Origin of the sequence: Streptomyces sp. NPDC046197 (genome assembly GCF_040646295.1) — a bacterium.
Taxonomy (GTDB): Bacteria; Actinomycetota; Actinomycetes; order Streptomycetales; family Streptomycetaceae; genus Streptomyces.
The window spans coordinates 211,167-236,540 of record NZ_JBEYZY010000002.1 but is presented as its reverse complement, the minus strand read 5'-3'; the positions used below and the strand labels follow the sequence as shown (position 1 = coordinate 236,540).

Annotated in this window: 18 protein-coding genes; 7 read left to right on the top strand and 11 right to left on the bottom strand. The window is 69.3% G+C overall.

Annotated elements, in window-relative coordinates; translation table 11 throughout:
* Positions 1–6: 6 nt before the first annotated feature.
* From AB0A61_RS03750 to AB0A61_RS03725, 6 genes are all read right to left on the bottom strand, one after another.
* Positions 7–447 (bottom strand): hypothetical protein, encoded by a 441-nt coding sequence (locus AB0A61_RS03750; protein ID WP_361285533.1) that lies wholly within the window; start codon positions 445–447, stop codon positions 7–9.
* A gap of 356 nt (positions 448–803) precedes the next feature.
* Positions 804–2,060, bottom strand: coding sequence for a type VII secretion-associated serine protease mycosin (gene mycP, locus AB0A61_RS03745; protein WP_361285530.1), 1,257 nt, complete (start codon positions 2,058–2,060; stop codon positions 804–806).
* Between the two features lie 1,654 nt (positions 2,061–3,714).
* Entirely contained in the window at positions 3,715–4,260 is a 546-nt protein-coding gene (locus tag AB0A61_RS03740; protein WP_361285527.1) for a hypothetical protein, read from the bottom strand.
* A 199-nt stretch (positions 4,261–4,459) separates the two neighbouring features.
* Positions 4,460–5,026: a hypothetical protein gene (locus tag AB0A61_RS03735; RefSeq protein WP_361285524.1), complete on the bottom strand. Its 567-nt coding sequence runs from the start codon at positions 5,024–5,026 to the stop codon at positions 4,460–4,462.
* A gap of 17 nt (positions 5,027–5,043) precedes the next feature.
* Positions 5,044–7,080 carry a hypothetical protein gene (locus tag AB0A61_RS03730; protein ID WP_361285521.1) on the bottom strand — a complete coding sequence of 679 codons (2,037 nt, stop codon included), beginning with the start codon at positions 7,078–7,080 and terminating at the stop codon, positions 5,044–5,046.
* A gap of 42 nt (positions 7,081–7,122) precedes the next feature.
* Positions 7,123–7,476, bottom strand: coding sequence for a hypothetical protein (locus AB0A61_RS03725; protein ID WP_361285519.1), 354 nt, complete (start codon positions 7,474–7,476; stop codon positions 7,123–7,125).
* 197 nt (positions 7,477–7,673) lie between these two features.
* Here AB0A61_RS03725 and AB0A61_RS03720 point away from each other — a divergent pair, with 197 nt between their 5' ends.
* The gene (locus AB0A61_RS03720; protein ID WP_361285516.1) at positions 7,674–8,057 is read left to right on the top strand and encodes a hypothetical protein; all 384 of its coding nucleotides are present in this window, start codon (positions 7,674–7,676) and stop codon (positions 8,055–8,057) included.
* Positions 8,058–8,297: 240 nt separating this feature from the next.
* On the opposite strand, the gene tuf is transcribed toward AB0A61_RS03720, so the two are convergent.
* The 4 genes from tuf to rpsL all read right to left on the bottom strand — a co-directional run bounded on the left by tuf (position 8,298) and on the right by rpsL (position 12,659).
* Positions 8,298–9,491 carry an elongation factor Tu gene (gene tuf / locus AB0A61_RS03715; protein WP_361285513.1) on the bottom strand — a complete coding sequence of 398 codons (1,194 nt, stop codon included), beginning with the start codon at positions 9,489–9,491 and terminating at the stop codon, positions 8,298–8,300.
* Positions 9,492–9,648: 157 nt separating this feature from the next.
* Positions 9,649–11,775, bottom strand: a complete 2,127-nt coding sequence (fusA, locus tag AB0A61_RS03710) for an elongation factor G (protein WP_361285510.1) — start codon at positions 11,773–11,775, stop codon at positions 9,649–9,651.
* 39 nt (positions 11,776–11,814) lie between these two features.
* Positions 11,815–12,285 (bottom strand): 30S ribosomal protein S7, encoded by a 471-nt coding sequence (rpsG, locus tag AB0A61_RS03705; protein WP_003992340.1) that lies wholly within the window; start codon positions 12,283–12,285, stop codon positions 11,815–11,817.
* Positions 12,286–12,287: 2 nt separating this feature from the next.
* A complete protein-coding gene (gene rpsL, locus AB0A61_RS03700; RefSeq protein ID WP_003948652.1) occupies positions 12,288–12,659 on the bottom strand; it encodes a 30S ribosomal protein S12 in 372 nt (123 codons plus the stop codon).
* 453 nt (positions 12,660–13,112) lie between these two features.
* On the opposite strand from rpsL, the gene AB0A61_RS03695 reads away from it, so the two are divergent.
* The 6 genes from AB0A61_RS03695 to AB0A61_RS03670 all read left to right on the top strand — a co-directional run bounded on the left by AB0A61_RS03695 (position 13,113) and on the right by AB0A61_RS03670 (position 21,343).
* Positions 13,113–13,871 (top strand): Crp/Fnr family transcriptional regulator, encoded by a 759-nt coding sequence (locus tag AB0A61_RS03695; protein ID WP_361285507.1) that lies wholly within the window; start codon positions 13,113–13,115, stop codon positions 13,869–13,871.
* Between the two features lie 298 nt (positions 13,872–14,169).
* Positions 14,170–15,048, top strand: a complete 879-nt coding sequence (locus tag AB0A61_RS03690) for a hypothetical protein (RefSeq protein ID WP_361285504.1) — start codon at positions 14,170–14,172, stop codon at positions 15,046–15,048.
* Positions 15,045–17,255, top strand: a complete 2,211-nt coding sequence (locus tag AB0A61_RS03685; RefSeq protein WP_361285501.1) for a hypothetical protein — start codon at positions 15,045–15,047, stop codon at positions 17,253–17,255. Before AB0A61_RS03690 ends, AB0A61_RS03685 begins: the two co-directional genes overlap by 4 nt.
* A gap of 71 nt (positions 17,256–17,326) precedes the next feature.
* Complete coding sequence (locus tag AB0A61_RS03680) at positions 17,327–19,378, top strand: hypothetical protein (protein WP_361285498.1); 2,052 nt, start codon at positions 17,327–17,329, stop codon at positions 19,376–19,378.
* Positions 19,375–19,965 carry a Pycsar system effector family protein gene (locus AB0A61_RS03675; RefSeq protein WP_361285495.1) on the top strand — a complete coding sequence of 197 codons (591 nt, stop codon included), beginning with the start codon at positions 19,375–19,377 and terminating at the stop codon, positions 19,963–19,965. The genes AB0A61_RS03680 and AB0A61_RS03675 overlap by 4 nt, the downstream gene beginning before the upstream one ends.
* Positions 19,966–20,020: 55 nt before the next feature.
* Positions 20,021–21,343 (top strand): M48 family metalloprotease, encoded by a 1,323-nt coding sequence (locus AB0A61_RS03670; RefSeq protein WP_361285492.1) that lies wholly within the window; start codon positions 20,021–20,023, stop codon positions 21,341–21,343.
* A 62-nt stretch (positions 21,344–21,405) separates the two neighbouring features.
* On the opposite strand, the gene AB0A61_RS03665 is transcribed toward AB0A61_RS03670, so the two are convergent.
* A complete protein-coding gene (locus AB0A61_RS03665; RefSeq protein ID WP_361285489.1) occupies positions 21,406–25,305 on the bottom strand; it encodes a DNA-directed RNA polymerase subunit beta' in 3,900 nt (1,299 codons plus the stop codon).
* Positions 25,306–25,374: the final 69 nt, after the last annotated feature.

Below are 25,374 nucleotides of genomic sequence, written 5' to 3'. Positions count from 1 at the left end.
TTCTGGTTACCGCCCCTTGTCCTGACCGCCGACAGCCGGAGTATCCGCGTAGTCCACCTTGAGGTTGCCGATCTCGGCCTCGACGGCCTCATCGGTCTTCAGCTGGTCACTGCCCGCTTTCTCCAGCAGACTCGAGAGCTTCCCGCAGCGCCCGCTCACCGCCTTGACGTAGCGCTCCCACGAGTCGTGAACCTCCTTCTGCGCCCCCGCAGTCAGGCAGCCGGCCTCGTCACCAAGGCCCTTCTGACCGTCCGCCAGCTTGCCCAGCGCCTTGGTGATGTCGTCACGGAGCGAGCCGACGTCCTGGCCTGCCTTGGACCAGGCCGGCTTGTTCGAAACCAATGTGCCGGACCCACCCGGATCCATCGGTATGTGGTTCAGCCGCATCTGGGCAGAATGCCGCTCGGCCGCCGCGGTCTTGAGCTGTTCCCACTCCTGCCACGCCATGAGTGGTTCCCCCTTGTTATGTCGTATCCCGAACAGACGTGAGCCTGGCGATGGTGCGAGTTCGCAGCAGGTACGTTGCGCTGATCGACTTGTACCGTATCCCTACGATCACTTCGCGCCATCCGGACAGGCGACCAAACCGACTGAGTATCCGTACTCATGTGTGACGAGCGTGGCGGCCTTGCCTCGTGCGGGGCTGGGATCCGTGGGGCGTCGAGCGCCGCAGTACTGGCCGGACCCGTCCCAATGCCGACCCTGTCCCCGGCAGGGCAGCCCTTGCCGCACCTGACAGGCCGACTACGGGTAAGGACGAGCGCCCGCGGGCCGGTCGGTGTCCGGCACGGCACTCCGTGCGGCTAACCGACCGAGCGACGACGGCGGCTGATGACGACGGCAGCGGTGGCTCCGCCGAGCAGTACGACGGCACCGATCCCCAGTGCGCCCCAGAGGACGCCGTTGCCGCCGTCCGATGCGGAGTCCGCCGCGCTGACGCCGTCACCCTTCGCCGACGCATCCGAACCCTTCGAGCTCTCGGAGCCCTTGGCGGCACCGGCACCGGCACCTGGAGAAGACGAGGCGCCCGCCCCGGCGGCGGTAAAGTCCGGCAACGGATAGACGTTGGCCGGCCCCGGGTCGCCGGGGTTCTGCAGGGCGATGCGCGGGCGGACGATGCCGTAGCCGATGGAGTCGTTGCGCTTGGCGCCGTTCGTGGGGCCGCCGACGGTGTTGAGCATGACGCGGAGGACCTGGTTGTTGGTCCAGTTCGGGTGCTTGGACCAGATGAGGGCGGCGCTGGCGGAGGCTATGGCGGTGGCGTCGCTGGTGCCGTAACTCTTGCAGAGACCGGTCTTACCGCCGCAGGCGTGCACCATGTCGTCGCCCGGGGCCGAGACGTCCACTTGAGGGCCGTACGTGGACCATGGCGTGCGACTGAGGTTCTTGCCCACGGCGGCCACCCCGACGACACCGGGTGTGGCCGCCGGATATTCGACAGGATTCCCCTTGTCGCCGTCATTGCCCACCGCTGCGAAAATGAGCGACCCGTGCTGCAAGGCGTACTTCACAGCGGCAGTCAGTTGGGGTGACTGAACCGTCGAACCCGAGGAAATGTTAATCACCCGGGCACCGGAGTCTGTCGCGTAGCGAATAGCTTTGCTGACGTAGGACGGTCCCGAAAAGGGGTTGTCGTCCTGCTGGCCCGGCATGCGGACAGGAAGGATCTTCACACCTGGCGCGAGTCCGAACGCGCCCTTGCCGCCCTCGTATGCCCCCGTACCTGCAATGAGCCCAGCCATCCCCGTACCGTGGCCGTCATAGTCCGTGTGCTCATCGCCGGAACGGCGTGCAGCCAGGTCCAACCCGTCGAGAACGCGTCCCCTGAGATCGGGGTTGTCCGAGTCCACTCCGGTATCAATCACGGCCACAGTGATCCCCGTGCCCGTGCTCGTCCGCCACATCTCGTCAGCGTGCATGGCATCCAGGAACCACTGCTGAGAACGTGTGGAGTCGGCGTGAGCCTGCGCCGTCGTACCGCCTACGAGCAGCAGGCCGACGGCCGTCGAGGCCAAGGCACGAATTCCGCTGTGCCACGTCTTGCCCGTGGGCTTGTGCATAGTTCTCGTGTCCCCTGATCGTCAGTCGGTAGTAGGCGGTTCGCTTCGGCGGTCGCTCTTCCGCTTGTCATTCCGCTGCCGGACACGACCGGCCGATCCACTCGCGACACCGCGCACGCCACCCCTTGCACCGGTCTCACTCGGCATACCACCGGAGATGCCTCCCCGTATCGGCGCAGAGGGTACCGATGACCCAGGGCGCGCCGGAGTGCGGCCCGTCCGCTGCGGGGTACCGCCAACGATGCCGTCGCGGGGCGTGGCCCCAGGGCGTCCGGCGGCGCGTGCAGGGCTGCCGGTTACAGGCTGTCCCGTTGCTCCCGTAATCGGCAGGCGGCCGGCCGAACCGCGGCTGACGGCAGGTTCTCCACCAAGTGGGGCACCGGGTAGCCGACTCGTCGAGCGTCCGGTGGCCGAGGGTGTAGCCGGACGCCCACCAGTGATTCCCGATACGGGCGGAGTACCGCGGCCGGGGGTGGGACCCTCGCCGAAGGAGCCCCGGCCAGTTGTCCCACTGGGGCTCGGCAGATTGCGGCCAGGGGCAGGACTGATTCCGGTGACTCCACGTCCGGGGAGTGGATTGACGGGTCCTCGCCCGGACTGGGTTGGCACGCGCTCTTCTCCGACTGGCCTCCCCAGCCCTCCTGAAGGCACGCGCAGAGGACCACCTGACATCGGCGGGATCGGCGCGCCCATCGGCGGCACGATTCCTACCTCGGGGGCCACGGGGGCGGGCGGCCTGGCCACTGGGCCCGGGGCGGGCCGGTGGACTTCCGGCGGTGCAGACACTGAGTCGATGCCGACGTGCGTGGCAGGCTCGATCACCGACGGACGCTCGTGACCGGACGGCGTCCGGCTCGTGGGTGGATCCATATGGGGGCCAGAGGTCACCGCATCCCGATGCGCTTTTCCTACAGTGCCGGCGCTTCCCACGGTTCCGGCACCGCCTCCAGGTCCCAGACCACCGGACGTACCACCGCCCTGGCGAGCCAGATCCTGGGAGCCTCCGGCATGCGGTGGCTGGACAGCCTTCGGCGGCGGCGGGAACTTGGGCCGCTCCAGGCCGTTCATCTGTGTTGCGGACAGTTCGTAGGACTGGCCCAGCTTTCGCATCTGGGCAGCTGCCTCCTGGCGGACCTTTTCGCGGTCGGCCTTCAGGGCGGCCAGTTCGCCTGCGGACTTGGTGCGGATCGCTGCCGCGTCCGGGTCGTTGTGGGCCGCTGTCGCCGCGTCCAGGTTCGCCTGTGCGCTCTTGGTGTCGCGTGGGATGGAGGCCTGGGCGGTGGCGATCGCGTTCGACGCCTCGCCGAGCCACTTCCCGGCGCCCTCGCTGAAGTCGCCCAGGCGGTGGGTGGAGTTGGCCAGGTCGCCGGCCCACGCGCGGAACGCGTCCGCGCCGTCACCCTTCCACTCCACCCACTGCGGACGGACCTTGAGCTCCTCCGCGATCTTGCGGATCTCCTTCGCGGCCGCGGTCAGGCGGTCGGCCGCGGCCTGGACCTCTCCGGAGTTGGCCTGGTCGAGCCACGCCAGCATCTGCTCGTGGCTCATGCTCTCGAAGGACGTACCGCCGCCGGAACCGTTGCCGGCCATCAGAGAGCCCCCGTCCGCTTCGTTTCCATCAGATCCACGTGGTCCATGTGGTCCATCACGTCCATCAGATCGAACCGCCCGAGTCGCCGGCCGGCGGCTGCGTCCCCTGCTCCGGCTGACCGCCATCGTGGCTCTTCTTCGGCAGCGACGGGTCGTAGCTCCCGCCGTAGTGCTTCGTCGTCTCCGCGCTGATCGCCGCCATGCGGTCGCGGATGTCCAGGTCGACGTTCTGGTAGCCCTTGTGGGAGGCCATGACCGCGATGCCCATGCCCTCCATGGAGTCCGACAGCAGCTTCGACAGCGTCTCCAGCTCGCTGATCACCGTCTCGTACGCCGAGTACACGCCGGACGCCTCCGACCAGGAACCGCCTCCACCGCCGAACTGGTGGCGCGCGAGCTGGGCCTCCCCGACCTTGGTCGGTCCCGCGTCGGAACCCTTCAGGTCGCGGATCAGGTCGTCAACTCGCTTCTGGAACTTGGTGAATGACGCGTACTCCGCAGCCATCTCGGCCTGGGCACCGATGGCGTCGCGCGTCGCTTCGACCAGGCCGGACAGACCGGAAAACAACGACGGCGCCGCCGCCCCGGACCCGGCATCGCTCGGCAACACAACGTCCTCCCCCGTGAGTTCGTAAAGCGGAAGCCTCGGTAGCAACTGTAGCTACACCCGGTGACAGTCCTGGCTCGGGCCGCGCCTCGGTGATCCATCCAAGCCAGGGCTGCGGGGCGGCACATGAGCGCTCGTACTCAGATACGCGGGTTTCTCGACGCCTACGACACGAGCCCTCCGGGTGGCATGTGCAGGTCACCTAGTTAAGGTTCCGGTGGGACACCTCACCGGGTCCGGTCGTCCGAGCCGTTGTCTTCCCGCAGCCCAGGGTGTTTACGGTGGCGGGGAAGTAGGCCCGCATGAACTTCTCGATGTCCTTGCGGTGGGTCTGGTCCGTGAGCTTGATACGGGGCAGCTGGAGGGTGAGCGTGAAGTACTGGCCGCCCTTGGTCTTGCAGCGCGTCGTGGAGATCGCCCCGTCGGTGCCGACGACCATCTTGTAGGGGGAGGCTATTTCACGGGGGTCCGTTACGCCCGAGATCGAGCCGGTGTTCTTGGCGAGGTACATGAGGTCCATCGGATTCTCGTCCCATGAGAAGCGAAAGCGGATGGCCAGGTGGTTCTGCACCTGAACCAAGCAAGGAGCTGTGATGGCTTCGGAACGGTCCACCCGGTCGTACTCATGCCAGTCCTCGGCGGAAGTGACGAGCGGGCGCATCAGATCGGGATCCATACGCGTGCCACAGATGCTCTTCGGGATCTCCTGGTCAGCCGCACCATCACAGGACACGCCGAAGCCCCAGAGCGAGAACGCGATGAGACTCATAGCTCGGCAGCGTGCACTCACTTCGGCTGCTCCCCCGATACGCCCGTCGCGTGTGCCATGCCGTCCTGAGCGGACCTGCCGATCTCCGCTTTGGCGTCGAAACTGTCGCCGACTCGACGGGTCCTGGTCCACTCCTCCGCAAGTCCCATCAACTGGCCGTTTCTCGCGTCGTAGGCCCTGAAGTTCTCGTCCGCCCGCTCCTCATCCAGCCTCCTCTGTTCATCCTCCAGCCACTTCTCCGTCACGTAATCGAACCCCTCCTGCACGTCCTCGCTCACCACAGGGATGTAACCGATCGCCTTGTCGAAAAGCGGCTTGGATTCGAATTCCGCGGTTTTTGGGTCGCCCTGGGCCTGGATACGCGCCTCTTCCAGGAAGCCCACCGTGCGGCCCGCGCGTACCAGGGGCTCCGGTGACTTCGAGTGGTCACCGTGGATGGTCGACACCATCGCCTGGTTGAGGCCTCCGTTCAGCGTGCCGTAGGCGTTCTTGTCCTTGGAGATCTGTTTGACGACCTCGAAGAGTTCGTCCTGTTTCAGGGGGGACTGGGAGATGTCGACCTCGCTCATCGACGCGTGCACCGTGGCGCCGTGGTTGACCAGGATGTCGGCCATCGGGGCGCGCAGGGACGGGGGGAAGTCGTCGCCCTGGGCCGCGAGGTGGCCGAGTGCCGAGTTCAGCACCGCCTCGTTCTGGCGGCTGTGCGTCACGTAGTGCGCGTGCCGGTCGGACGGGTCCATCCCCGTCGTCGCCGCCCGGAGGGCCGCGCCGAAACCCGCGCGGTCGTCTCCGTCCAGGCCGGGGGTGTATGCGTCGGCCTTGCCGCCACCTCCCTGTTCGTGGAGCGTGACGTTCCAGTCGCGGTCCCTCATCAGGTAGTTCATGTGGGCGTCGGAACCCAGGTAGTGCGCCGCAGTACCGGGGTCGTGGCTCATGATGCCGAGCGTGCCGTCCACCGGGTCGTTGGCGAACCAGCCGTCGTGCCTGCCGGCGTACTCGCCCTTCAGGTGCCAGATGCCGGGGTCCTTCCTCTCCGCGGCGATCATGTCGTCGGTGAGGTCCTCCAGCATGCCGCGCCCGTAGCCGTGGCCCCGCCGCATCAGCGTGACCAATGACTGGTAGCCGACCGCCTTGTCCAGGTGCGCGCCCTGGGCGTCGGTGGCGTACCGCTGCACGCCCGCGTGCCGCATCTCGGCGCGCCAGTGCTCGTACCACTTCGAGTGCGGGTCCCTTGTGGCCGTGGCCAGTGTGTCCGCCAAGCCCGTTTCGATCGTCGCGTAGGCACCGGCTCCGCCTTCGCCTTCGCCGCGGACGTGGATCAGGTCGTTGAGTTCGTTCGTCAGCCTGATCGTGCCCGCCGCGCCCAGGTCGTCCAGCAGCGTGCGCGAGAACGCCTCGTCGCCGCTGTTGTCGCGCAACGTTCGCCGCAGGGCGGTGAGTTCGGCATGGGACAGGTGTCCGCCCCGGCTCAGCTTCTCCAGCGGCCCTTCGGCCGCCTCGGCTTCGTACCTCTCAATGTCCCCCAGCGCCCCGCCGTTGAAGCCCCTGCCCCCGGGCGGCGCGTCCGGGCCGACCATCACCGCCGTCAACGCGATCCGGACGCCGGTGTCCGCGTCAGTGACGTCCCGGACCGCCTTGTCGATGCGGTCCTGCCAGGCGTGGACGGTGGACTCGCCGGGATGGCGGGCAGCCCGTTCCGTGCCCTTGGCGCGGTCGGGGTCCGGGCTCACCAGTCCCCGTTCCGACACCCTCATCCCCGCCCCGACGGCTTCGCGGCGCGCTGCCTCCAGCCTGCCCCGCAGCCGCGCGAACTGCGTGTACGCGTCCCGCAGCAGCGACGCGACCGCCTTCGCCTGCGTCTGTGCGTACTGGAACTGCTTGAGCGTGATCTCGAAGCGGGCGTTCGCCGCGTCGGCGCTCAGGCCCGTCCAGGTGGGGCCCATGGCGATGCCGTGGACATGCTGTCGGTACGCCTTCTCCTGCCTCTCGAACTCGTCCGCCATGCCGTCCCAGCGGTCGGCCGCGGTGGTGAGCGCGCAGAGGTCGGTGCTCATGATCTCGTGGTACGTCGGCATGCCCGGCCTCCCGCGCCCGGGTCAGAACCGGTCCAGTGCCGACGCCTGCCGCAGCGTCGAACCGGTCGCCAGGTCGGTGCTCGTCAGAACCCTGTTGGTGCTTCGCAGCGCGTCCTTCTCCGCGGCCAGGCGGTCCATCAGGCTCCTCACCTGGTCGCCCCACGTCCGGTGGGCCTTCCTCAGCGCGGTGGACGTGAGCCAGCCCTCGCCGTCCTTCGCGCCGAGGGCCCGCACCGCCGCCCCCGTCTCCTCGTCCGCCCAGTTCCCCGCCCGGTGTGTGCCGGGCAGGACATGGTTCTCCACCGCTGTCGCCGCCGCCCGCTTCTCGGCGGGTGAGGAGGCCAGACCCTGCACCGCTGTGGAACTGCCGCCCACCGCCCACCCCCGACTGCGCCAACGCCGAACATGCCGATACGTCCAGTACTTCAACCGAGCGGCGCCGGGCTTCGTCACGGTGGCCCGGGGTGCTCGATGTTGACGTCGACGGCCGATCCAGCCTGAGTACGCCGACGCGTACTTCTTGAGTACGTACGCCGGTGTGGCCGAGGTGCGTCCGCCGGTTCACTGCTCGCATGGACATGACCGCACAGCACATCGCGACACCCACCGTTCCCGCGCACACGGCCGAGCGGGACCGCCGGGCCTGGGTGGCTCCGGTGGTCGCCACGGCCCTGCTCACCGTGCTGGGCCCCGCCGCAGTCCTGTTCGGCGGGCTGTCCGCCATGGCCACGGACAGCTGCGGTCCCGACGACTGCTCGGCGGCGCTGAACACGTCGCTGGCTTGGATCTACGGCATGCTCTTCCTCGGCGGTCCGGTCGCCGTCGCGGCCCTGCTCACCGCGTGGCTGCTGCCCTGGAGGCGCCGCTGGGCGGCGGCGCGGCGCTGGGCGGCCGTCGCCGCGCTGGTGCCGCCCCTGACCGTGCTGTTCCTGGTGTTCACGCTCCCCTCCCCGTGACGACCCCCTCCCGTGACGCCACCTCGCCGTGACTCCCGTGACGCCACCTCGCCGTGACGCCACCTCGCCGTGACTCCCGTGACGCCACCTCGCCCTGACTCTCGTGACGGCACCCCGCCGTGACGGCCCGCCGGCGTGACAGCCGCACCCCGCACTGCCGCCGGAAACGCGAAGAGGCCCGTACGACCGAAGTCGTACGGGCCTCTTGGAGACCTGCTGGTCTACCGGGTCAGTCCAGGATCACTTGGTGATCTTGGTGACCTGGCCGGCGCCCACGGTGCGGCCACCCTCGCGGATGGCGAACTTCAGGCCCTCTTCCATGGCGATGGGCTGGATGAGCTCCACCTTCATCTCGGTGTTGTCACCCGGCATGACCATCTCGGTGCCCTCGGGGAGGGTCACCACGCCGGTCACGTCCGTCGTACGGAAGTAGAACTGCGGGCGGTAGTTGTTGAAGAACGGCGTGTGGCGGCCACCCTCGTCCTTGGAGAGGATGTAGGCCTGCGCCTCGAACTCGGTGTGCGGGGTGACCGAGCCCGGCTTGATGATGACCTGGCCGCGCTCGACGTCCTCGCGCTTGATGCCGCGGAGGAGCAGACCGACGTTCTCACCGGCCTGGCCCTCGTCGAGCAGCTTGCGGAACATCTCGATGCCGGTGACCGTGGTGGTGGTCTTCTCGGTCTTGATGCCGATGATGTCCACGGTCTCGTTGACCTTGAGGATACCGCGCTCGATACGACCGGTGACGACCGTGCCACGACCGGTGATCGTGAAGACGTCCTCGATCGGCATCAGGAACGGCTTGTCGACGTCGCGCTCCGGCTCCGGGATCGCGGTGTCGACGGCGTTCATGAGGTCCAGGACGGACTGCGTCCACTCCTTGTCGCCCTCGAGCGCCTTCAGAGCGGAGACCTTGACGACCGGAACGTCGTCGCCCGGGAACTCGTACTCGGAGAGGAGCTCACGGACCTCGAGCTCGACGAGCTCCAGGATCTCCTCGTCGTCCACCATGTCGGCCTTGTTCAGGGCGACAACGATGTAGGGAACGCCGACCTGGCGGGCCAGGAGCACGTGCTCCTTGGTCTGCGGCATCGGGCCGTCGGTGGCGGCCACGACCAGGATCGCGCCGTCCATCTGGGCGGCACCGGTGATCATGTTCTTGATGTAGTCCGCGTGACCCGGGCAGTCGACGTGGGCGTAGTGGCGCGCCTCGGTCTGGTACTCGACGTGCGCGATGGAGATGGTGATACCGCGCTGACGCTCCTCGGGCGCCTTGTCGATGTTGTCGAACGGGGTGGCCTCGTTCAGGTCCGGGTACGCGTCGTGCAGCACCTTGGTAATGGCGGCCGTGAGGGTCGTCTTACCGTGGTCGATGTGACCGATGGTGCCGATGTTGACGTGCGGCTTAGTCCGCTCGAACTTCGCCTTCGCCACTGGGGTCCTCCTGTGGAGTGGTTCTGTACGCCTTACTTCATCGGCGCCAGGTGATCTTTGCTGGATGGCCCGGATCCCCGGGGCATTCCGTCCACGATTGCGACGGAATGCCCCGTGAGGCTCCGGAGTCAAGCCTAAAGGCTGGAACTCGGGTGAGTTACTCGCCCTTGGCCTTCGCGATGATCTCCTCGGCGACGTTCCGCGGAACCTCGGCGTAGGAGTCGAACTGCATCGAGTAGCTTGCGCGACCCGACGTCTTGCTGCGGAGGTCTCCGACGTAGCCGAACATCTCCGAGAGGGGCACGAGGCCCTTCACGACGCGGGCACCGGCCCGCTCCTCCATGGCCTGGATCTGGCCACGGCGGGAGTTGATGTCGCCGATGACCTCACCCATGTAGTCCTCGGGCGTGGTGACCTCTACGGCCATCATCGGCTCAAGGAGAACGGGGCTGGCCTTGCGCGCGGCCTCCTTGAAGGCCTGCGAACCGGCGATCTTGAAGGCGAGCTCGGAGGAGTCGACCTCGTGGTAGGCGCCGTCGAGCAGCGTCACGCGGACACCGGTCATCTCGTAACCGGCGAGGATGCCGAACTGCATGGCCTCCTGCGCACCGGCGTCGACCGAAGGGATGTACTCCTTCGGCACACGGCCACCGGTGACCTGGTTGACGAACTCGTACGAGCTGTCGCCACCCTCGATCGGCTCGACCGCGATGATGACGCGAGCGAACTGGCCGGTACCACCCGTCTGCTTCTTGTGGGTGTACTCGACCTTCTCGACCGCCTTGCGGATGGTCTCGCGGTACGCGACCTGCGGCTTGCCGACGTTGGCCTCGACCTTGAACTCACGGCGCATACGGTCGACCAGCACCTCGAGGTGCAGCTCGCCCATACCACCGATGATGGTCTGGCCGGTCTCCTCGTCCGAGTGGACCTGGAAGGACGGGTCCTCCTCGGCCAGGCGCTGGATGGCGACACCCAGCTTCTCCTGGTCGCCCTTGGACTTGGGCTCGATGGCGACCTGGATGACCGGGGCCGGGAAGTCCATGGACTCCAGGATCACCGGGTTCTTCTCGTCGCTCAGCGTCTCACCGGTGGTGGTCTGCTTCAGGCCCATGACGGCGACGATGTCGCCGGCGCCCACCGAATCGATCTCCTCACGCTTGTTGGCGTGCATGCGGTAGATCTTGCCGATGCGCTCCTTGCGGCCCTTGACGGAGTTCAGCACGGCGGTGCCGGACTCCAGACGGCCGGAGTACACGCGGACGAAGGTGAGCTTGCCGAGGTGCGGGTCGCTCATGATCTTGAACGCCAGCGCCGCAAGCGGCTCCTCGTCCGACGGCTTGCGCTTGATGACCTGCTCCGGGTCCTTGACGTCGTGGCCCTCGATGGCCTCGATGTCGACGGGGGAGGGCAGATAGCGCACGACCGCGTCGAGCAGCGGCTGGACACCCTTGTTCTTGAACGCGGTACCGCAGAACACCGGGGTCACCGTGGTGCCGGTGCCCTTGCCGGACGCGATGGTGATACGACGGATCGCCGCGTACAGCTGCTCCACGGAGGGCTCCTCGCCCTCCAGGTACAGCTCCATCAGCTCCTCGTCGTTCTCCGCGACGGCCTCGAGCAGCTTGCCGCGCCACTCCTCGGCAGCCTCGGTGTGCGTGGCCGGGATGTCGACGGTGTCGTACATCTCGCCCTTGGTCGCCTCGGCCGACCAGACCAGGGCCTTCATCGTCACCAGGTCGACGACGCCCTTGAAGTCCGCCTCGGCACCGATCGGCAGCTGCATGACCAGCGGCTGCGCACCCAGGCGGTCGGAGATCATGTCGACACAGCGGTGGAACTCGGCACCGGTACGGTCGAGCTTGTTGACGAAGCAGATGCGCGGAACGCCGTAGCGGTCCGCCTGACGCCACACCGTCTCGGACTGGGGCTCGACACCGGCGACGCCGTCGAACACCGTCACGGCACCGTCGAGCACGCGCAGCGAACGCTCCACCTCGACGGTGAAGTCGACGTGGCCCGGCGTGTCGATGATGTTGATGGTGTGGTCGACGTCTTCCAGCGGCCAGTGACAGGTGGTGGCAGCAGAGGTGATCGTGATGCCACGCTCCTGCTCCTGCTCCATCCAGTCCATGGTGGCAGCGCCGTCGTGGACCTCACCGATCTTGTAGGACACACCGGTGTAGAACAGGATCCGCTCGGTGGTGGTCGTCTTGCCCGCGTCGATGTGGGCCATGATGCCGATGTTGCGCACCTTGGCCAGGTCAAGTGAAGTGGTAGCCATAAGGCTTCAGTCTTCTCTCGGTCTCGATGTGGGTAGCGACTACCAGCGGTAGTGCGCGAAGGCCTTGTTGGACTCGGCCATCTTGTGGGTGTCCTCGCGCTTCTTCACAGCGGCACCGAGGCCGTTGGAGGCGTCGAGAAGCTCGTTGAGCAGACGCTCGGTCATGGTCTTCTCGCGACGGGCGCGGGAGTAACCGACCAGCCAGCGCAGCGCGAGCGTGTTGGCACGACCGGGCTTGACCTCGATCGGAACCTGGTACGTCGCACCACCGACACGGCGGGACTTGACCTCGAGGGTCGGCTTGATGTTCTCCAGTGCGCGCTTCAGCGTGATGATCGGGTCGTTGCCCGTCTTCTCACGCAGACCCTCCATGGCGCCGTAGACGATGCGCTCGGCGGTGGAGCGCTTGCCGTTCAGCAGCACCTTGTTGATGAGGGAGGTCACCAGAGGAGAACCGTAGACCGGGTCGATGATGACCGGGCGCTTCGGGGCGGGGCCCTTACGAGGCATTCTTACTTCTCCTTCTTGGCGCCGTAACGGCTGCGAGCCTGCTTGCGGTTCTTGACACCCTGGGTGTCGAGCGAACCGCGGATGATCTTGTAGCGAACACCCGGCAGGTCCTTCACACGGCCGCCGCGCACGAGCACGATGGAGTGCTCCTGCAGGTTGTGTCCCTCACCCGGAATGTAAGCGGTGACCTCGATCCCGCTGGTCAGACGCACACGCGCGACCTTACGCAGGGCCGAGTTCGGCTTCTTCGGGGTGGTCGTGAACACACGCGTGCAGACGCCGCGACGCTGAGGGGAACCCTCGAGTGCGGGCGTCTTGTTCTTCTCGACCTTGTCCTGCCGGCCCTTGCGGACCAGCTGCTGGATCGTAGGCACTACTTCTCCGGTTTCTGTGTGCCGATGGGTACAGCTAACCTGGAACATCTCCGACCCACGCGGTCGGGTGTGTCGAATCCCGCAGACTCCCGCCGCAAGGCAGGGAGAGGCGCAGATTACGGTGGCCGATGGCAGCTCCCGGTGCGGTTTGGAGGCACGCACGAGAGCCAGGGCACACCCCAGGCACAAGGTCTGAGCGTACCTACCTCACGGACTTCGGTCAAAACAAACGGAGCGGGCTGCGACACGCCGGACTTCTCACCTCCTCACCTGGATTTCGTCCCACTTGTCCGCCGCCCCCTGGACGATCGCCGCGCAGGGCCACGCGGCTGGTCGAGGCGGGTACGGCGACCTTCGGTCACAGATGGCTGGTTTGCGCTCTTTCACGCGCCCCGGTTTTGCGCTTTCAGTACGTTGATCCGTCCGCTGCGGGTGAGCAATCGGGGGATGGGCATGACAACTGCGTGGACGGCCGCGTACTCGCCGGACGACGGCGGCCTGGACGACCGGGTGCCCTTTCTGGCGCGGCTTGAGACCGACGACCGGGCAGCACTGCTCGGGCTCGGCCGGGAACTGGCGTTCACGGCCCGGATGGTGCTGATCCACCAGCACGAGCCGTCCGCACACGTGCTCTTCCTCGTGTACGGCTGGACCAAGGTGACCGCGTCGGCCGCCAACGGCTACGAGGCGCTGCTCGCGCTGCGCGGCCCCGGTGACATCGTCGGCGAGTCGGCCGCGCTGACGGGGCGGCCTCGGTCGGCGACGGTGACCGCGCTGGAGCCGGTGCGGGCCCTGGCCGTGGAGCACGAGCGGTTCAGGGACTTCCTGGGCCGCTCCCCCGCCGTCGCCTTCGCCCTGCTGGGCCTGACCGCGGACCGGACCCGCGCGGCCGACCGGCGCCGGCTGGAGTTCGCCTCCATGAGCGTGCGGGAGCGTTTCGCCGTCCTGCTCCTGGACCTGGCCCGCACCCACGGCCGCCGCACCGCCGACGGCATCGAGCTGTCGGTCCCGCTCAGCAAGCAGGAACTGGCGGGCTCGGTGGGTGCCTCCCGGGAGATGGTCCAACGCCTGCTGAAGGAACTCCGTGCCAAGCAGGCGGTCACCACGGGCCGCCGCACCCTCCTCATCCACCGCCCCGACATCCTCCGCCGGATCGCAGCATCGGCCCCGGCCCCGGGAATCCCCACACCGCCGGGCCCCACGGAACCCTGACGACCACACGCCGACGCAGCCACGAGCCCGAAGCCACTGCTGAGCCCGAGGGCATCCTCGGCTCGCGCCCGTATCAGCGGACCCCAGCACTGCGGCGAGGCCCACGGCGCCCACCGCCCACGGCACCCACCCCGCCCGCTGAACCCACCCCCGGCCCACTGAACCCCCCTCGACCTCGCGGAGCGCGGAGCGCTCTGTGCACACGGTCACACTCCGACTGCGTCATCCGTCCTCACCGCCGCAGCCCCTCCCCCGCCAGTCTGCTCATCTGCACGGCCGACCCCCCGGAGAGGCGACCATGACCGACCCCGTGAGCCGCACGATCCTGCTGCTGGACATCGAGAGGTTCAGCGACCGGGACGACGTGGAGCAGGCCTATCTGCGCCGCATGCTCTACGACATCACCGACCGCACGCTGGAGCGCGCCGGCATCGACGAGACCCGGCGGCTGCGGGCCGACCGCGGCGACTCGGTGATGGAGCTCATCGACGCGAACACTCCGGTCACCGCCCTGCTGCGGGCCCTGCTCACGGAGGTTCCGGCGCAGCTGCGCGCGGTCAACCGCATGGCGTCCCGGTCCGCGCAGATCCGGCTGCGCGGCGTCGTCGCCACCGGCTACGTCGCCGTGGACGACCACGACGGCTGGGTCGGCTCCGACCTGAACCACGCCTGCCGGCTGCTGGACGCCGGCCTGCTGCGCGAGGCCCTGCGCGAGCGGCCCGACGACTTCGCGCTGTGCGTCTCGGACGCGCTGTACGCGGGGGTGGTGCGCCACGACCACGTCGGCATCCCCGCCGCCGACTTCCACCCGGTGACGGTGGACAGCAAGAACGGCCCCCTGAAGGCCTGGCTGCACGGTCCGCTGCCGGGCCGCGCCGCCGGGGAGGCGGAGGGCCACCAAGACCACGGTGACACGGGGGCGGGGGAGGCGCCGGGCGGTTCGGGGGACCGCCCGGCGCCGCGGGTTCCCCCGCAGGGCGGCCCCCGCGAGGACAGCCCGGCGCCGGGCGGATCACGGGGAGCCCCGGCGCCGGGCCCGGTCGTCAACGTCCACGGAGGCACGTTCAGCGGCGGCTTGATCGGCGGCAACCAGTACGGCGGCATCAGCGGCGGCCACTTCTCCGGCGACGTCACCCTCGGCGACGGCGGCGACCGCACGCGGGGTGAGGGCGCATGAACGCACCGGAAGCAGAGGCGCCGCCCCGCCCGGCCGCCGGACCCGCCGCGCCGACGCCTGAGCCGCCCCCGGAAGAGCCCGGGTCCGCCGACGACACCCGGAGCGACACCGGGAGCGAGTCCGAGGAACGGGACCAGCCGCAGAACGCCTGGTCGGCTCGGCGCGACCTGGTCGACCACAGCCCGCGGACCATGAACGTCGGCGCCCGGGCCCACTTCAGCGGCGGCCTGCTCGGCGGCGACCAGCACGGCGGCATCAGCGGCGGCCACTTCTCCGGCGACGTCTTCCTGGGCAGCAAGACGGAGATATTCCAGCTCGCCGTCCCCGGCCCCGGCGCTGCCGCCTCCGCCTCCGGCGAGGTCCCGCAGGCCACCCTGGAGGAGCTGGCGAACGGGTTCGTCGCCGACGAGGAGCTGATGTCCCACCTGCTGGACCGGCTGCGCGAGGACCGCGTGCTGGTGCTGGCCGGCGGCCGCTTCACCGGCCGGCGCACCGCCGCCCTGATGCTGCTGCACCGCCTCGGCGCTCTCCCGGTACGCACCCTGGTCCGCGACACCACCGCAAGCGGCCTGGCCGACCAGTTCACCGGCGAGCACCAGGCCCGCGGCCACGTCCTGTGCGACCTCACCCCGCGCCGCGACGAACCGCTGCGCTGGACCCACCTGCTGGCCGCCCGCGACCGGCTCGCCGAGCGGAACGCCTACCTCGTCGTCACCCTCGACCCCGGCGCCGCCCTGGACGACGTGACCGCCGTGGAGTGGCGCCCGCCGGCCGCGGCCGCCGTCCTCGCCGCCCATCTGCGCGCCCGCACCGGCGAGGAGACCGCCGCCAAGCTGCTCGCCCTGCCGCAGGTGACCGCCTTCCTGGAGCGCAGCCACCAGCCGCGCGAGGCCGCCGCCTTCGCCCGGTTGCTCGGCAGGTACGCCGCCGGGGAGGTCACGGAAGACGCGGTCGGGCAGTTCTCCCTGGTCTCTCTGGAGAAGCAGGTCCAGGAGTGGTTCGAGGAGGACGAGACCTGCCTCCACCTGCGCGACAAGGCGTTCCTCATCGCCCTGGCCGCCTTCGACGGCGGGCCGTACGCGCTCACCGCCGAGCTGAGCGACCTGCTCTACCGCTTCCTGCAGGAGACCGAGAACCCGGCCGGCGTCCCCGAGGTCCCGGTCTTCGGCACCCACGTCGGTAAACGCCTCCAACTGGCCCGTGCCGAGAAGTACTTGGAGAACGAGCACACCGAGTGGGGGCCGGTGCCCCAGCAGAAGGCGAGGTTCCGCGACGAGCGGGCCTCCCTCGTGCTGCTGCGCGAGGTGTGGACCGGCCACCCCTCGGCGCGGCCCGCCCTGATCCGCTGGCTGCGCCGGCTCGCGGACGACGGCCGCCCACTGGTGCGCACCCGCGCCGCGTCCACCGTCGCCGTCCTGGCCCGCACCGACCTGCCGTCCGCGATGGCGCTGGTCATCGAGCCCTGGGGCACCTCCAGGCGGTACCGGCACCGGCTCGTGGCCGTCAACGCCCTCACCCTCGCCCACCTGGTCGACACGCCCAACATCCCGCGCATCCTCGACGCCTGGTGCGCGGGCGACGACCCACGACTGCGCTGGGTGGCGGTGCGGGCGTACGGGCTGCTCGGACCGGAGCGCCCGGAGCAGGCCCTCGCCGCGCTGCGCGGCGCCGTACGGCGGCTGTACGTCGACGCCCCCGACGACATCGACGGCGAACTGGCGCGGGAACTCGCCGAGGCCGTGGGGCTGTTGCTGCTGTCGGCGGCGAGCGACCGCGTCCTCGCCGAGCTGCGCGCCCACCTCGACGACGACCGGGCCGTGCGCGACCTGACGCTCGGCGGCTTCGTCGGCGCGTGCCGGCGCACCCAGGACGAGGAGCGCTACGGCCGGCCCCTCGTCCTGGAGTGGTTCGCCCGCGCGGCCACCGAGGGCGGGACCGCCGCGCAGGGCGTCCCATACCTGTGGCGGGCCGCGCTGGCCGATCCGCGCACCACCCGGCAGGCGCTCGACGTGCTGCGCGAGTGGGTACTGATCGCCGACCGGTCCACGGCCGTCGAGTGGGCGCTGGCCGCGCTGCTGCCCGCCCTGGTCACCACGTCCACCGAGCACCTGCGGCTGGGCCACCTGCTGCGCACCATGCCCGGCGAGGACGGTGCCCCACCACCACAGGTCGCCGCCCGCCTGCTGACCACGCTTCCCGCCCGCTGACCCACATCAGACGACCGCCGGACCACCGTCCCCGCCCCGGTCGCACCGGTACGTCCGAGGAGACACGCACCATGCCCACCTTCCGCCAGCCCGAGTGGCAGCAGCCCGCCGACCGGCACACGCAGCTGGTCGACCCCGTTCTGACCGTGCGCCAGCTGTCGCGCTTCGAGTTCAACTTCAGATCGCTGGTCCGCATCGACCACGCGCTTGTCTTCTCCACGCCGAAGGGTTCCTACGAGGCGTATCTGCCTCCGTCGCGGCCTACGCGCGCCGAGATCGCGGCCAGGCGGTACACCGCTGTCTACGAGGTGGACATGGGCGTCCACCCGTACACGGCGGAACTCACGCTGCCGAGCGACAACGACGCCTTCGAGTTCACGGCCGAGGTCGACCTGTCCTGGCAGGTGCTGGACCCGGCCCGGTTCGTGGCGAGCGGGCACCGGGACGTACCGGCGCTGGTGCTCGGCGAACTCCAGCAGGCGGCGCGGCCGGTGACCCGGCGTTTCCCGATCGCCGAGAGCGCGGCGGCCGAAGGGGAACTGCTGCAGGCGGTCACGGTGCTGGGGCCGCTGGGTGCGCCGGCCGGACTGCAGGTCACATGGACTCTGCGGGTCAGGCGGGACCAGGCCAACATCGAGCACCAGCAGCGCCTCCAGGCCATCGACCACTCCGCCGTCGAGCAGGTCCACGTGGCCCAGCGCGGCATGGAGGTCGACGTCGAGATGGACCGCCGCCAGCGGCAGCAGGACTCCCTGCAGATCGATCGGGCCATGGCGTACGGCACGCAGCAGCAGGAGCTGATCCTGCAACAGCAGCGCTGGCAGTACGAGCAGGCGATGCTGGCGAGCGGGCAGCAGCACCAACTCGCCCTTCAGCAGGGGCATCAGCAGCTGGAGCTGCAGCAGATCGAGGCCCAGAAGATCGCGTACTACCAGTGGCACCTCCAACAGGGCGGCGTGCACACCTGGGCCCTGCACCTCGCCCAGCACCCTGAGGACTCGCAGCTGGTCATGTCCAGCATGCGCGACGACCAACTCCGCATGATCCGCGCCCAGATGGACCTGGTGAAGCAGCTGCTGAGCGGGGACACGGCGGAGAATTACGAGCTGGAGGGGCCCAAGCAGCTGGCTCTGCGCACGGTCAGCGACATCCTCAACCAACGCCTCCCCGGCGTTCCGCAGACCCCGCCTCCCCTTCCCGAGGGGGCGGGTCCGGCCTATCCGGCGAACGCGCAGACACCACCGGCGGGCGAGTGGGCGGCGCAGCCGGGGGCCACGGACGGCTCCCAGGCGGTGCCGCCGCCCCCGGAGGACGCGGCCGCGCAGGGCTCACGAGCATGGGATGCGGGCTCGGCGCCCTCCCCCGCGGGGCTCGACCGCGAGTCGGGGCCATCGGTCGGCGCCGCATCGGCCGGGGCGCCGTCACCTACGGGCCCCTACCAGGCCGCGGCCGCTCACACCGCGTCCATGCCGGGCCCCGCACCGACGGCGACGCCCTCCGCCCCGCCGATCCCGGACGCGACGCCCTTCGGCTTCGCCCCACAGGCCGGCACACCTCAGACCCCGATGCCGAGCCCGCTCCCGGGACCAGGACCCACCACGAGCCCGTTCACCTCACCGATCCCGGGCACGGGCCCGACCATCCCACCGATCCCGGGCACGAGCCCGACAACGCCGCCGATCCCGGGTGCGAGCCCGTTCAGCCCACCGATCCCGGGCACGGGCCCGCTCAACCCACCAATCCCGGGCACGAGCCCGCTCAACCCACCGATCCCCACCACGGGCCCGAGCACCCCACCGTTGCCGGGAACGAGCACACCCCCGGCCGTGGCCCCGGATCCACTCGTGCCGCCGCCTCCGGGGACGGACACGCCCTACGGCGCCACGCCCGCGCATGGTGCCGCCACGCCGAATCTCCAGCCGCCCGCTGCGGCCTACGCCCCGCCGCCTCCCGCCTGGGAGCCTCCCCCGGGATACGGCACGACACCGACCGTGCCCGGCCGGCAGGCCCCGGCGGCGTCGGCGGAGGAAGCGGCAGCACCGGCGACCGCCACCACCGCCGACGGCCGCCCCGACACGACCGGCGGAACCAGCGGTGACGCCCCCGAGAAGAGCGGCACATGACGGCCCTCGACCCCACACCGTCCACCACCCAGCCCACCGGCGCCCTCCCCTCCCCCGGCTCCCTCGGCTCTCCGGGCGCTCCCGACGCCGACCCCGCCGTACTCACCCGGCTCTGTGAGCGGCTGCTCTCGGAGTTGCGGGGCGAGATCGCCCGCGCCGACAGCAAGGCCTCGGTGCTGGTCGCCGCGCTCGGGATGACCGCCGGTGTCTTCAGCGGTCTGCTCGCCGGGCGCAAGTGGACCCCGGCCGCGCTGTCCGGCGTGGGCACCGTCCTGTGGTGGGCCGGAGCCGTCTGCCTCGCGCTCTCCCTGTTCGCCCTGCTGCTCGCCGTGCTCCCCCGCTACCGCTCGGGCACCTGGGCACCCGGCGAACCCCTGTCGTACTTCGGCGACATCCAGCAGGCCGTCCGCCAGGGGCACTTGGAGACCGCGCTCGCCGACACCGAGCGTCATCCCGCGGCCGGACTGACCCGCGCCCTCACCGAGACGAGCCGGATCGCCGCGCGCAAGCACCAGTGGATCCGCGTCGGCCTCGTCGCCTTCTGCACCGGCACGGTCCTGCTGCCCGCGTCCCTGCTGATCGGCTGACCCGTCCGCCGACCAGCCGTCCCCGCACCTGCAAGTGAAGGAACGAACGACCACCATGACCCAGCCCCCGCCGTCATCCCCGGAGTATCCCGAGCCGCCCACCCAGGCCACCCCGCAGCAGCCGATACCGCCGCAGTACACCCACGAGTTCGCGCAGGCTCCCCAGTACCCGGAGGCCACCCCTCCGTACCCGGAGCCCACACCCTCGTACCCCCAGGCCACACCCACGTATCCGCAGGCCACCCCTCCGTACCCGGAGCCCACACCCTCGTACCCCCAGGCCACACCCTCGTACCCCCAGGCCACACCCCTGCGCCCGCATGCAGCCCCGCCCTACCCGCAGGCCGCTCCGCCGGTCACACCGCCGACGCCTGCCGCGCCCCCCACGCCCCCGGCAGCCTCCCCCTCCCCCGACGACCCGGCGCACCCGCACCACATCAGCACCGGCCACCGCCGCGTGCACATCTCCCGGGACCAGCGCCGGACGGACGTCACGGCCGTCGGCAATCTGCTGCTCTACCTGCCCAACTTCCTGTGCAGCCTCTTCGTCGTGGGCCTGATCTCCGCCTTCTTCGGCGGCTTCGCCGTCGTGGTCGTCCTGGTCTGGCTCGCAAGCGGCGCACTCGTGTTCCACCGGCCGACCGAAAGCGCCCTCGCGCGCCATCTGCTCCATCTGCGCTACCCCACTCCACAGGAACGAGCCAAACTCGAACCGGTCTGGCGGGAGGTCACGGCCCGTGCCGGCATCGAGGGCCGTAATTACGAACTCTGGGTGGAGGACAGCGACGGCCTGAACGCGGTCGCCGCCGCCGGCCACATCGTCGGCGTCACCCGCTTCGCCATGAACGAGCTCCCCAACGGCGAGCTGGCCGCCGTCATGGCGCACGAACTGGGCCACCATGTCGGCGGCCACGCCTGGTCCTCGCTGCTCGGCTACTGGTACGCCCTGCCGGGCCGCCTCGCCTGGCGCTTCCTGAAGGCGTTCTCCGGCATCGTCTTCAAGGTGTCGCGCGCCTTCGGCTGTGTCGGTGTGGCCGCCGTGGTGATGGTCATCGGCGCCGTCGCCGTCGCCACGGTCAGCACGCTCTACGGTCTGCCGCTGCTGGTGCTGGCCGTGCCGTACGCGCTCGCCGCCGTCGGCCGCCGCGCGGAGCTGCGTGCCGACGAGCACGCGGCCGCACTCGGCTTCGCCCCGATGCTGGCCTCCGTACTCCACAAGCTGCACCAGCAGGAACAGCAGGAGGAGGCCGAGCTGACCGCCCGGAACGGCGGTGTCCCCGTCGAGGAGAGCGCCCTCAGCCGGCTGCTGTCGTCCCACCCGGACCACCACACCCGGCTGCACCACCTGCAGCCGTACCTCCAGCCGCAGCGCCCCTGAGTCCGCACACGCCGAAGGGCGGCCACCCCGCAGTCGGAGTGGCCGCCCTTCATGCTGCTCGCTTACTGGTTGTACGGACCGTAGTCGTAGTCCTCCAGCGGAACGGCCTGGCCGGAGCCCGTGCCGAACGGCGAGTAGTCGATGTCGTCGTAGCCCACGGCCGAGTACATCGCGGCCTTGGCCTCCTCGGTCGGCTCGACCCGGATGTTGCGGTAGCGGGACAGGCCCGTACCGGCCGGGATGAGCTTACCGATGATGACGTTCTCCTTGAGGCCGATCAGAGAGTCGGACTTGGCGTTGATCGCCGCGTCCGTGAGGACCCTGGTCGTCTCCTGGAAGGACGCCGCCGACAGCCAGGACTCGGTCGCCAGCGAGGCCTTGGTGATACCCATGAGCTGCGGACGACCGGAGGCCGGGTGACCGCCCTCCTGGACCACACGACGGTTCTCGGTCTCGAACTTCGAGCGCTCGACCAGCTCGCCGGGCAGCAGCTCGGCGTCGCCGGACTCGATGATCGTCACACGGCGGAGCATCTGCCGGATGATGATCTCGATGTGCTTGTCGTGGATCGACACACCCTGCGAGTTGTACACCTTCTGGACCTCGCCGACCAGGTGGACCTGGACGGCACGCTGACCCAGGATGCGCAGCACGTCGTGCGGGTTGACGGCACCCACGGTGAGCTTCTGGCCCACCTCGACGTGGTCGCCCTCGCCGACCAGGAGCCGGGCGCGCTTCGAGATCGGGTACGCCGTCTCGTCGCTGCCGTCGTCCGGGGTGATGACGATCTTCTTGGTCTTCTCGGTCTCCTCGATCCGCACGCGGCCGGAGGCCTCGGAGATCGGGGCGACACCCTTCGGGGTACGGGCCTCGAAGAGCTCGACGACACGCGGCAGACCCTGGGTGATGTCGTCACCGGCCACACCACCGGTGTGGAAGGTACGCATCGTCAGCTGGGTACCGGGCTCACCGATGGACTGGGCGGCGATGATGCCGACCGCCTCACCGATGTCGACCAGCTTGCCGGTGGCGAGCGAACGGCCGTAGCACATGGCGCAGGTGCCGACGGCGGACTCGCAGGTCAGGACCGAGCGGGTCTTGACCTCCGCGACGCCACGGGCCACCAGTTCCTCGATGAGGACGTCACCGAGGTCGGTGCCGGCCGGGGCCAGGACCTGACCGTCGACCACGATGTCCTCGGCGAGGCAGCGCGCGTACACGGACGTCTCGACGTTCTCCGCCTTGCGCAGCACGCCGTCCGCACCGACCTCCGCGATCTGGAGCTTGAGGCCGCGGTCGGTGCCGCAGTCCTCCTCGCGGATGATGACGTCCTGGGAGACGTCGACCAGACGACGGGTGAGGTAACCCGAGTCGGCGGTACGCAGAGCGGTGTCGGCGAGACCCTTACGGGCACCGTGCGTGGAGATGAAGTACTCCAGCACGGACAGACCCTCACGGAAGGACGCCTTGATGGGCCGCGGGATGGTCTCGTTCTTCGCGTTCGACACCAGACCACGCATACCGGCAATCTGACGCATCTGCATCATGTTGCCTCGTGCACCCGAGTTCACCATCATGAAGATCGGGTTGGTCTTCGGGAAGTTGTCGTTCATCGCCTCGGCGACCTCGTTGGTCGCCTTGGTCCAGATCGCGATGAGCTCCTGCGTGCGCTCGTCCTTGGTGATCAGACCACGCTCGTACTGCTTCTGGACCTTCTCGTCCTGCGCCTCGTAGCCCTTGACGATCTCCTTCTTCGCCTCGGGAACGACGACGTCGGAGATGGCCACGGTGACGCCGGACCGGGTGGCCCAGTAGAAGCCGGCCGCCTTCAGGTTGTCGAGCGTCGCCGCCACGATGACCTTCGGGTAGCGCTCGGCGAGGTCGTTGACGATCTCGGAGAGCTGCTTCTTGCCGACCTCGTAGTCGACGAACGGGTAGTCCTCGGGCAGCAGCTCGTTGAAGAGCGCGCGGCCCAGGGTCGTCTTCAGACGGAAGGAGTCACCCTGCTGCCACTCCGGCTCGCCCTCCTCGCGGGCCGGCGGGGTCCAGCCGCGCGGCGGGATGGTGCCCACCGGGAAGCGGATGTCCACCTTCGACTGCAGCGACAGCTCGCCGGCGTCGAACGCCATGATCGCCTCGGCCACGGACGCGAACGAGCGGCCCTCGCCCTTGACGTCACGCATCTCGGCGTCGGTGGTGAGGAAGAACAGACCGAGGACCATGTCCTGGGTCGGCATCGTCACCGGACGGCCGTCGGCCGGCTTGAGGATGTTGTTCGAGGACAGCATCAGGATGCGGGCCTCGGCCTGCGCCTCCGCGGACAGCGGCAGGTGCACGGCCATCTGGTCACCGTCGAAGTCCGCGTTGAACGCGGTGCAGACGAGCGGGTGGATCTGGATGGCCTTGCCCTCGACCAGCTGCGGCTCGAAGGCCTGGATGCCGAGGCGGTGCAGGGTGGGCGCACGGTTCAGCAGAACCGGGTGCTCCGCGATGACCTCTTCCAGCACGTCGTACACGACCGTACGGCCGCGCTCGACCATGCGCTTGGCGCTCTTGATGTTCTGCGCGTGGTTCAGGTCGACCAGGCGCTTCATCACGAACGGCTTGAAGAGCTCCAGCGCCATCGCCTTCGGCAGACCGCACTGGTGCAGCTTCAGCTGCGGGCCGACGACGATCACGGAACGCGCCGAGTAGTCGACACGCTTGCCGAGCAGGTTCTGACGGAAGCGGCCCTGCTTGCCCTTCAGCATGTCGCTGAGGGACTTCAGCGGGCGGTTGCCGGGGCCCGTCACCGGGCGGCCGCGACGACCGTTGTCGAAGAGGGCGTCAACAGCCTCCTGAAGCATGCGCTTCTCGTTGTTGACGATGATCTCCGGGGCACCGAGGTCCAGGAGCCGCTTCAGACGGTTGTTGCGGTTGATGACACGGCGGTACAGGTCGTTCAGGTCGGAGGTCGCGAAGCGGCCACCGTCCAGCTGCACCATCGGACGCAGGTCCGGCGGGATGACCGGCACGCAGTCCAGAACCATGCCCTTGGGGCTGTTGGACGTCTGCAGGAACGCGGAGACGACCTTCAGCCGCTTGAGGGCACGGGTCTTCTTCTGGCCCTTGCCGGTACGGATGATCTCGCGGAGCCTCTCCGCCTCCTCCTCCAGGTCGAAGGACTCCAGGCGCTTCTGCAGCGCCGCGGCACCCATCGAACCGTCGAAGTACGTGCCGAAGCGGTCACGCAGCTCGCGGTAGAGGAGTTCGTCGCCCTCCAGGTCCTGGACCTTGAGGTTCTTGAAGCGGGTCCACACCTCGTCGAGACGGTCGATCTCGCGCTGCGCGCGGTCGCGCAGCTGCTTCATCTCGCGCTCGGCGCCCTCGCGCACCTTGCGGCGCACGTCGGCCTTGGCACCCTCGGCCTCCAGCTCGGCGAGGTCCGCCTCGAGCTTCTTGGCGCGGGCCTCCAGGTCGGCGTCGCGGCGCTGCTCGATCTGCTGGCGCTCGACGGAGACGTGCGCCTCCAGCGAGGGCAGGTCCCGGGTACGGCGCTCCTCGTCGACGTACGTGATCATGTACGCCGCGAAGTAGATGACCTTCTCCAGGTCCTTCGGGGCCAGGTCGAGCAGGTAGCCCAGGCGCGACGGGACGCCCTTGAAGTACCAGATGTGCGTGACGGGCGCGGCGAGCTCGATGTGGCCCATCCGCTCACGGCGCACCTTCGCGCGAGTGACCTCGACGCCACAGCGCTCGCAGATGATGCCCTTGAAGCGGACACGCTTGTACTTGCCGCAGTAGCACTCCCAGTCCCGGGTGGGGCCGAAGATCTTCTCGCAGAAGAGTCCGTCCTTTTCCGGCTTGAGGGTGCGGTAGTTGATGGTCTCGGGCTTCTTGACCTCACCGTGGCTCCACTGACGGATGTCGTCAGCGGTGGCCAGGCCGATCCGGAGCTCGTCGAAGAAGTTGACGTCGAGCACTATGCGTCAATCCCTCTCAGGGTCGTAAGTCTTTGGGTCTGATACGGGGGTCCTGGGGCCGGCCGGGGC

Excerpts from the sequence above, each read along its gene's own strand:
- AB0A61_RS03720 (WP_361285516.1), top strand. The coding sequence starts at position 7,674 with ATGGACATGACCGCACAGCACATCGCGACACCCACCGTTCCCGCGCAC.
- AB0A61_RS03750 (WP_361285533.1), bottom strand. The coding sequence starts at position 447 with ATGGCGTGGCAGGAGTGGGAACAGCTCAAGACCGCGGCGGCCGAGCGG.
- AB0A61_RS03675 (WP_361285495.1), top strand. The coding sequence starts at position 19,375 with ATGACGGCCCTCGACCCCACACCGTCCACCACCCAGCCCACCGGCGCC.
- AB0A61_RS03685 (WP_361285501.1), top strand. The coding sequence starts at position 15,045 with ATGAACGCACCGGAAGCAGAGGCGCCGCCCCGCCCGGCCGCCGGACCC.
- AB0A61_RS03670 (WP_361285492.1), top strand. The coding sequence starts at position 20,021 with ATGACCCAGCCCCCGCCGTCATCCCCGGAGTATCCCGAGCCGCCCACC.
- AB0A61_RS03680 (WP_361285498.1), top strand. The coding sequence starts at position 17,327 with ATGCCCACCTTCCGCCAGCCCGAGTGGCAGCAGCCCGCCGACCGGCAC.
- AB0A61_RS03735 (WP_361285524.1), bottom strand. The coding sequence starts at position 5,026 with ATGAGTCTCATCGCGTTCTCGCTCTGGGGCTTCGGCGTGTCCTGTGAT.
- mycP (WP_361285530.1), bottom strand. The coding sequence starts at position 2,060 with ATGCACAAGCCCACGGGCAAGACGTGGCACAGCGGAATTCGTGCCTTG.
- AB0A61_RS03695 (WP_361285507.1), top strand. The coding sequence starts at position 13,113 with ATGACAACTGCGTGGACGGCCGCGTACTCGCCGGACGACGGCGGCCTG.
- AB0A61_RS03690 (WP_361285504.1), top strand. The coding sequence starts at position 14,170 with ATGACCGACCCCGTGAGCCGCACGATCCTGCTGCTGGACATCGAGAGG.
- fusA (WP_361285510.1), bottom strand. The coding sequence starts at position 11,775 with ATGGCTACCACTTCACTTGACCTGGCCAAGGTGCGCAACATCGGCATC.
- AB0A61_RS03730 (WP_361285521.1), bottom strand. The coding sequence starts at position 7,080 with ATGAGCACCGACCTCTGCGCGCTCACCACCGCGGCCGACCGCTGGGAC.
- rpsG (WP_003992340.1), bottom strand. The coding sequence starts at position 12,285 with ATGCCTCGTAAGGGCCCCGCCCCGAAGCGCCCGGTCATCATCGACCCG.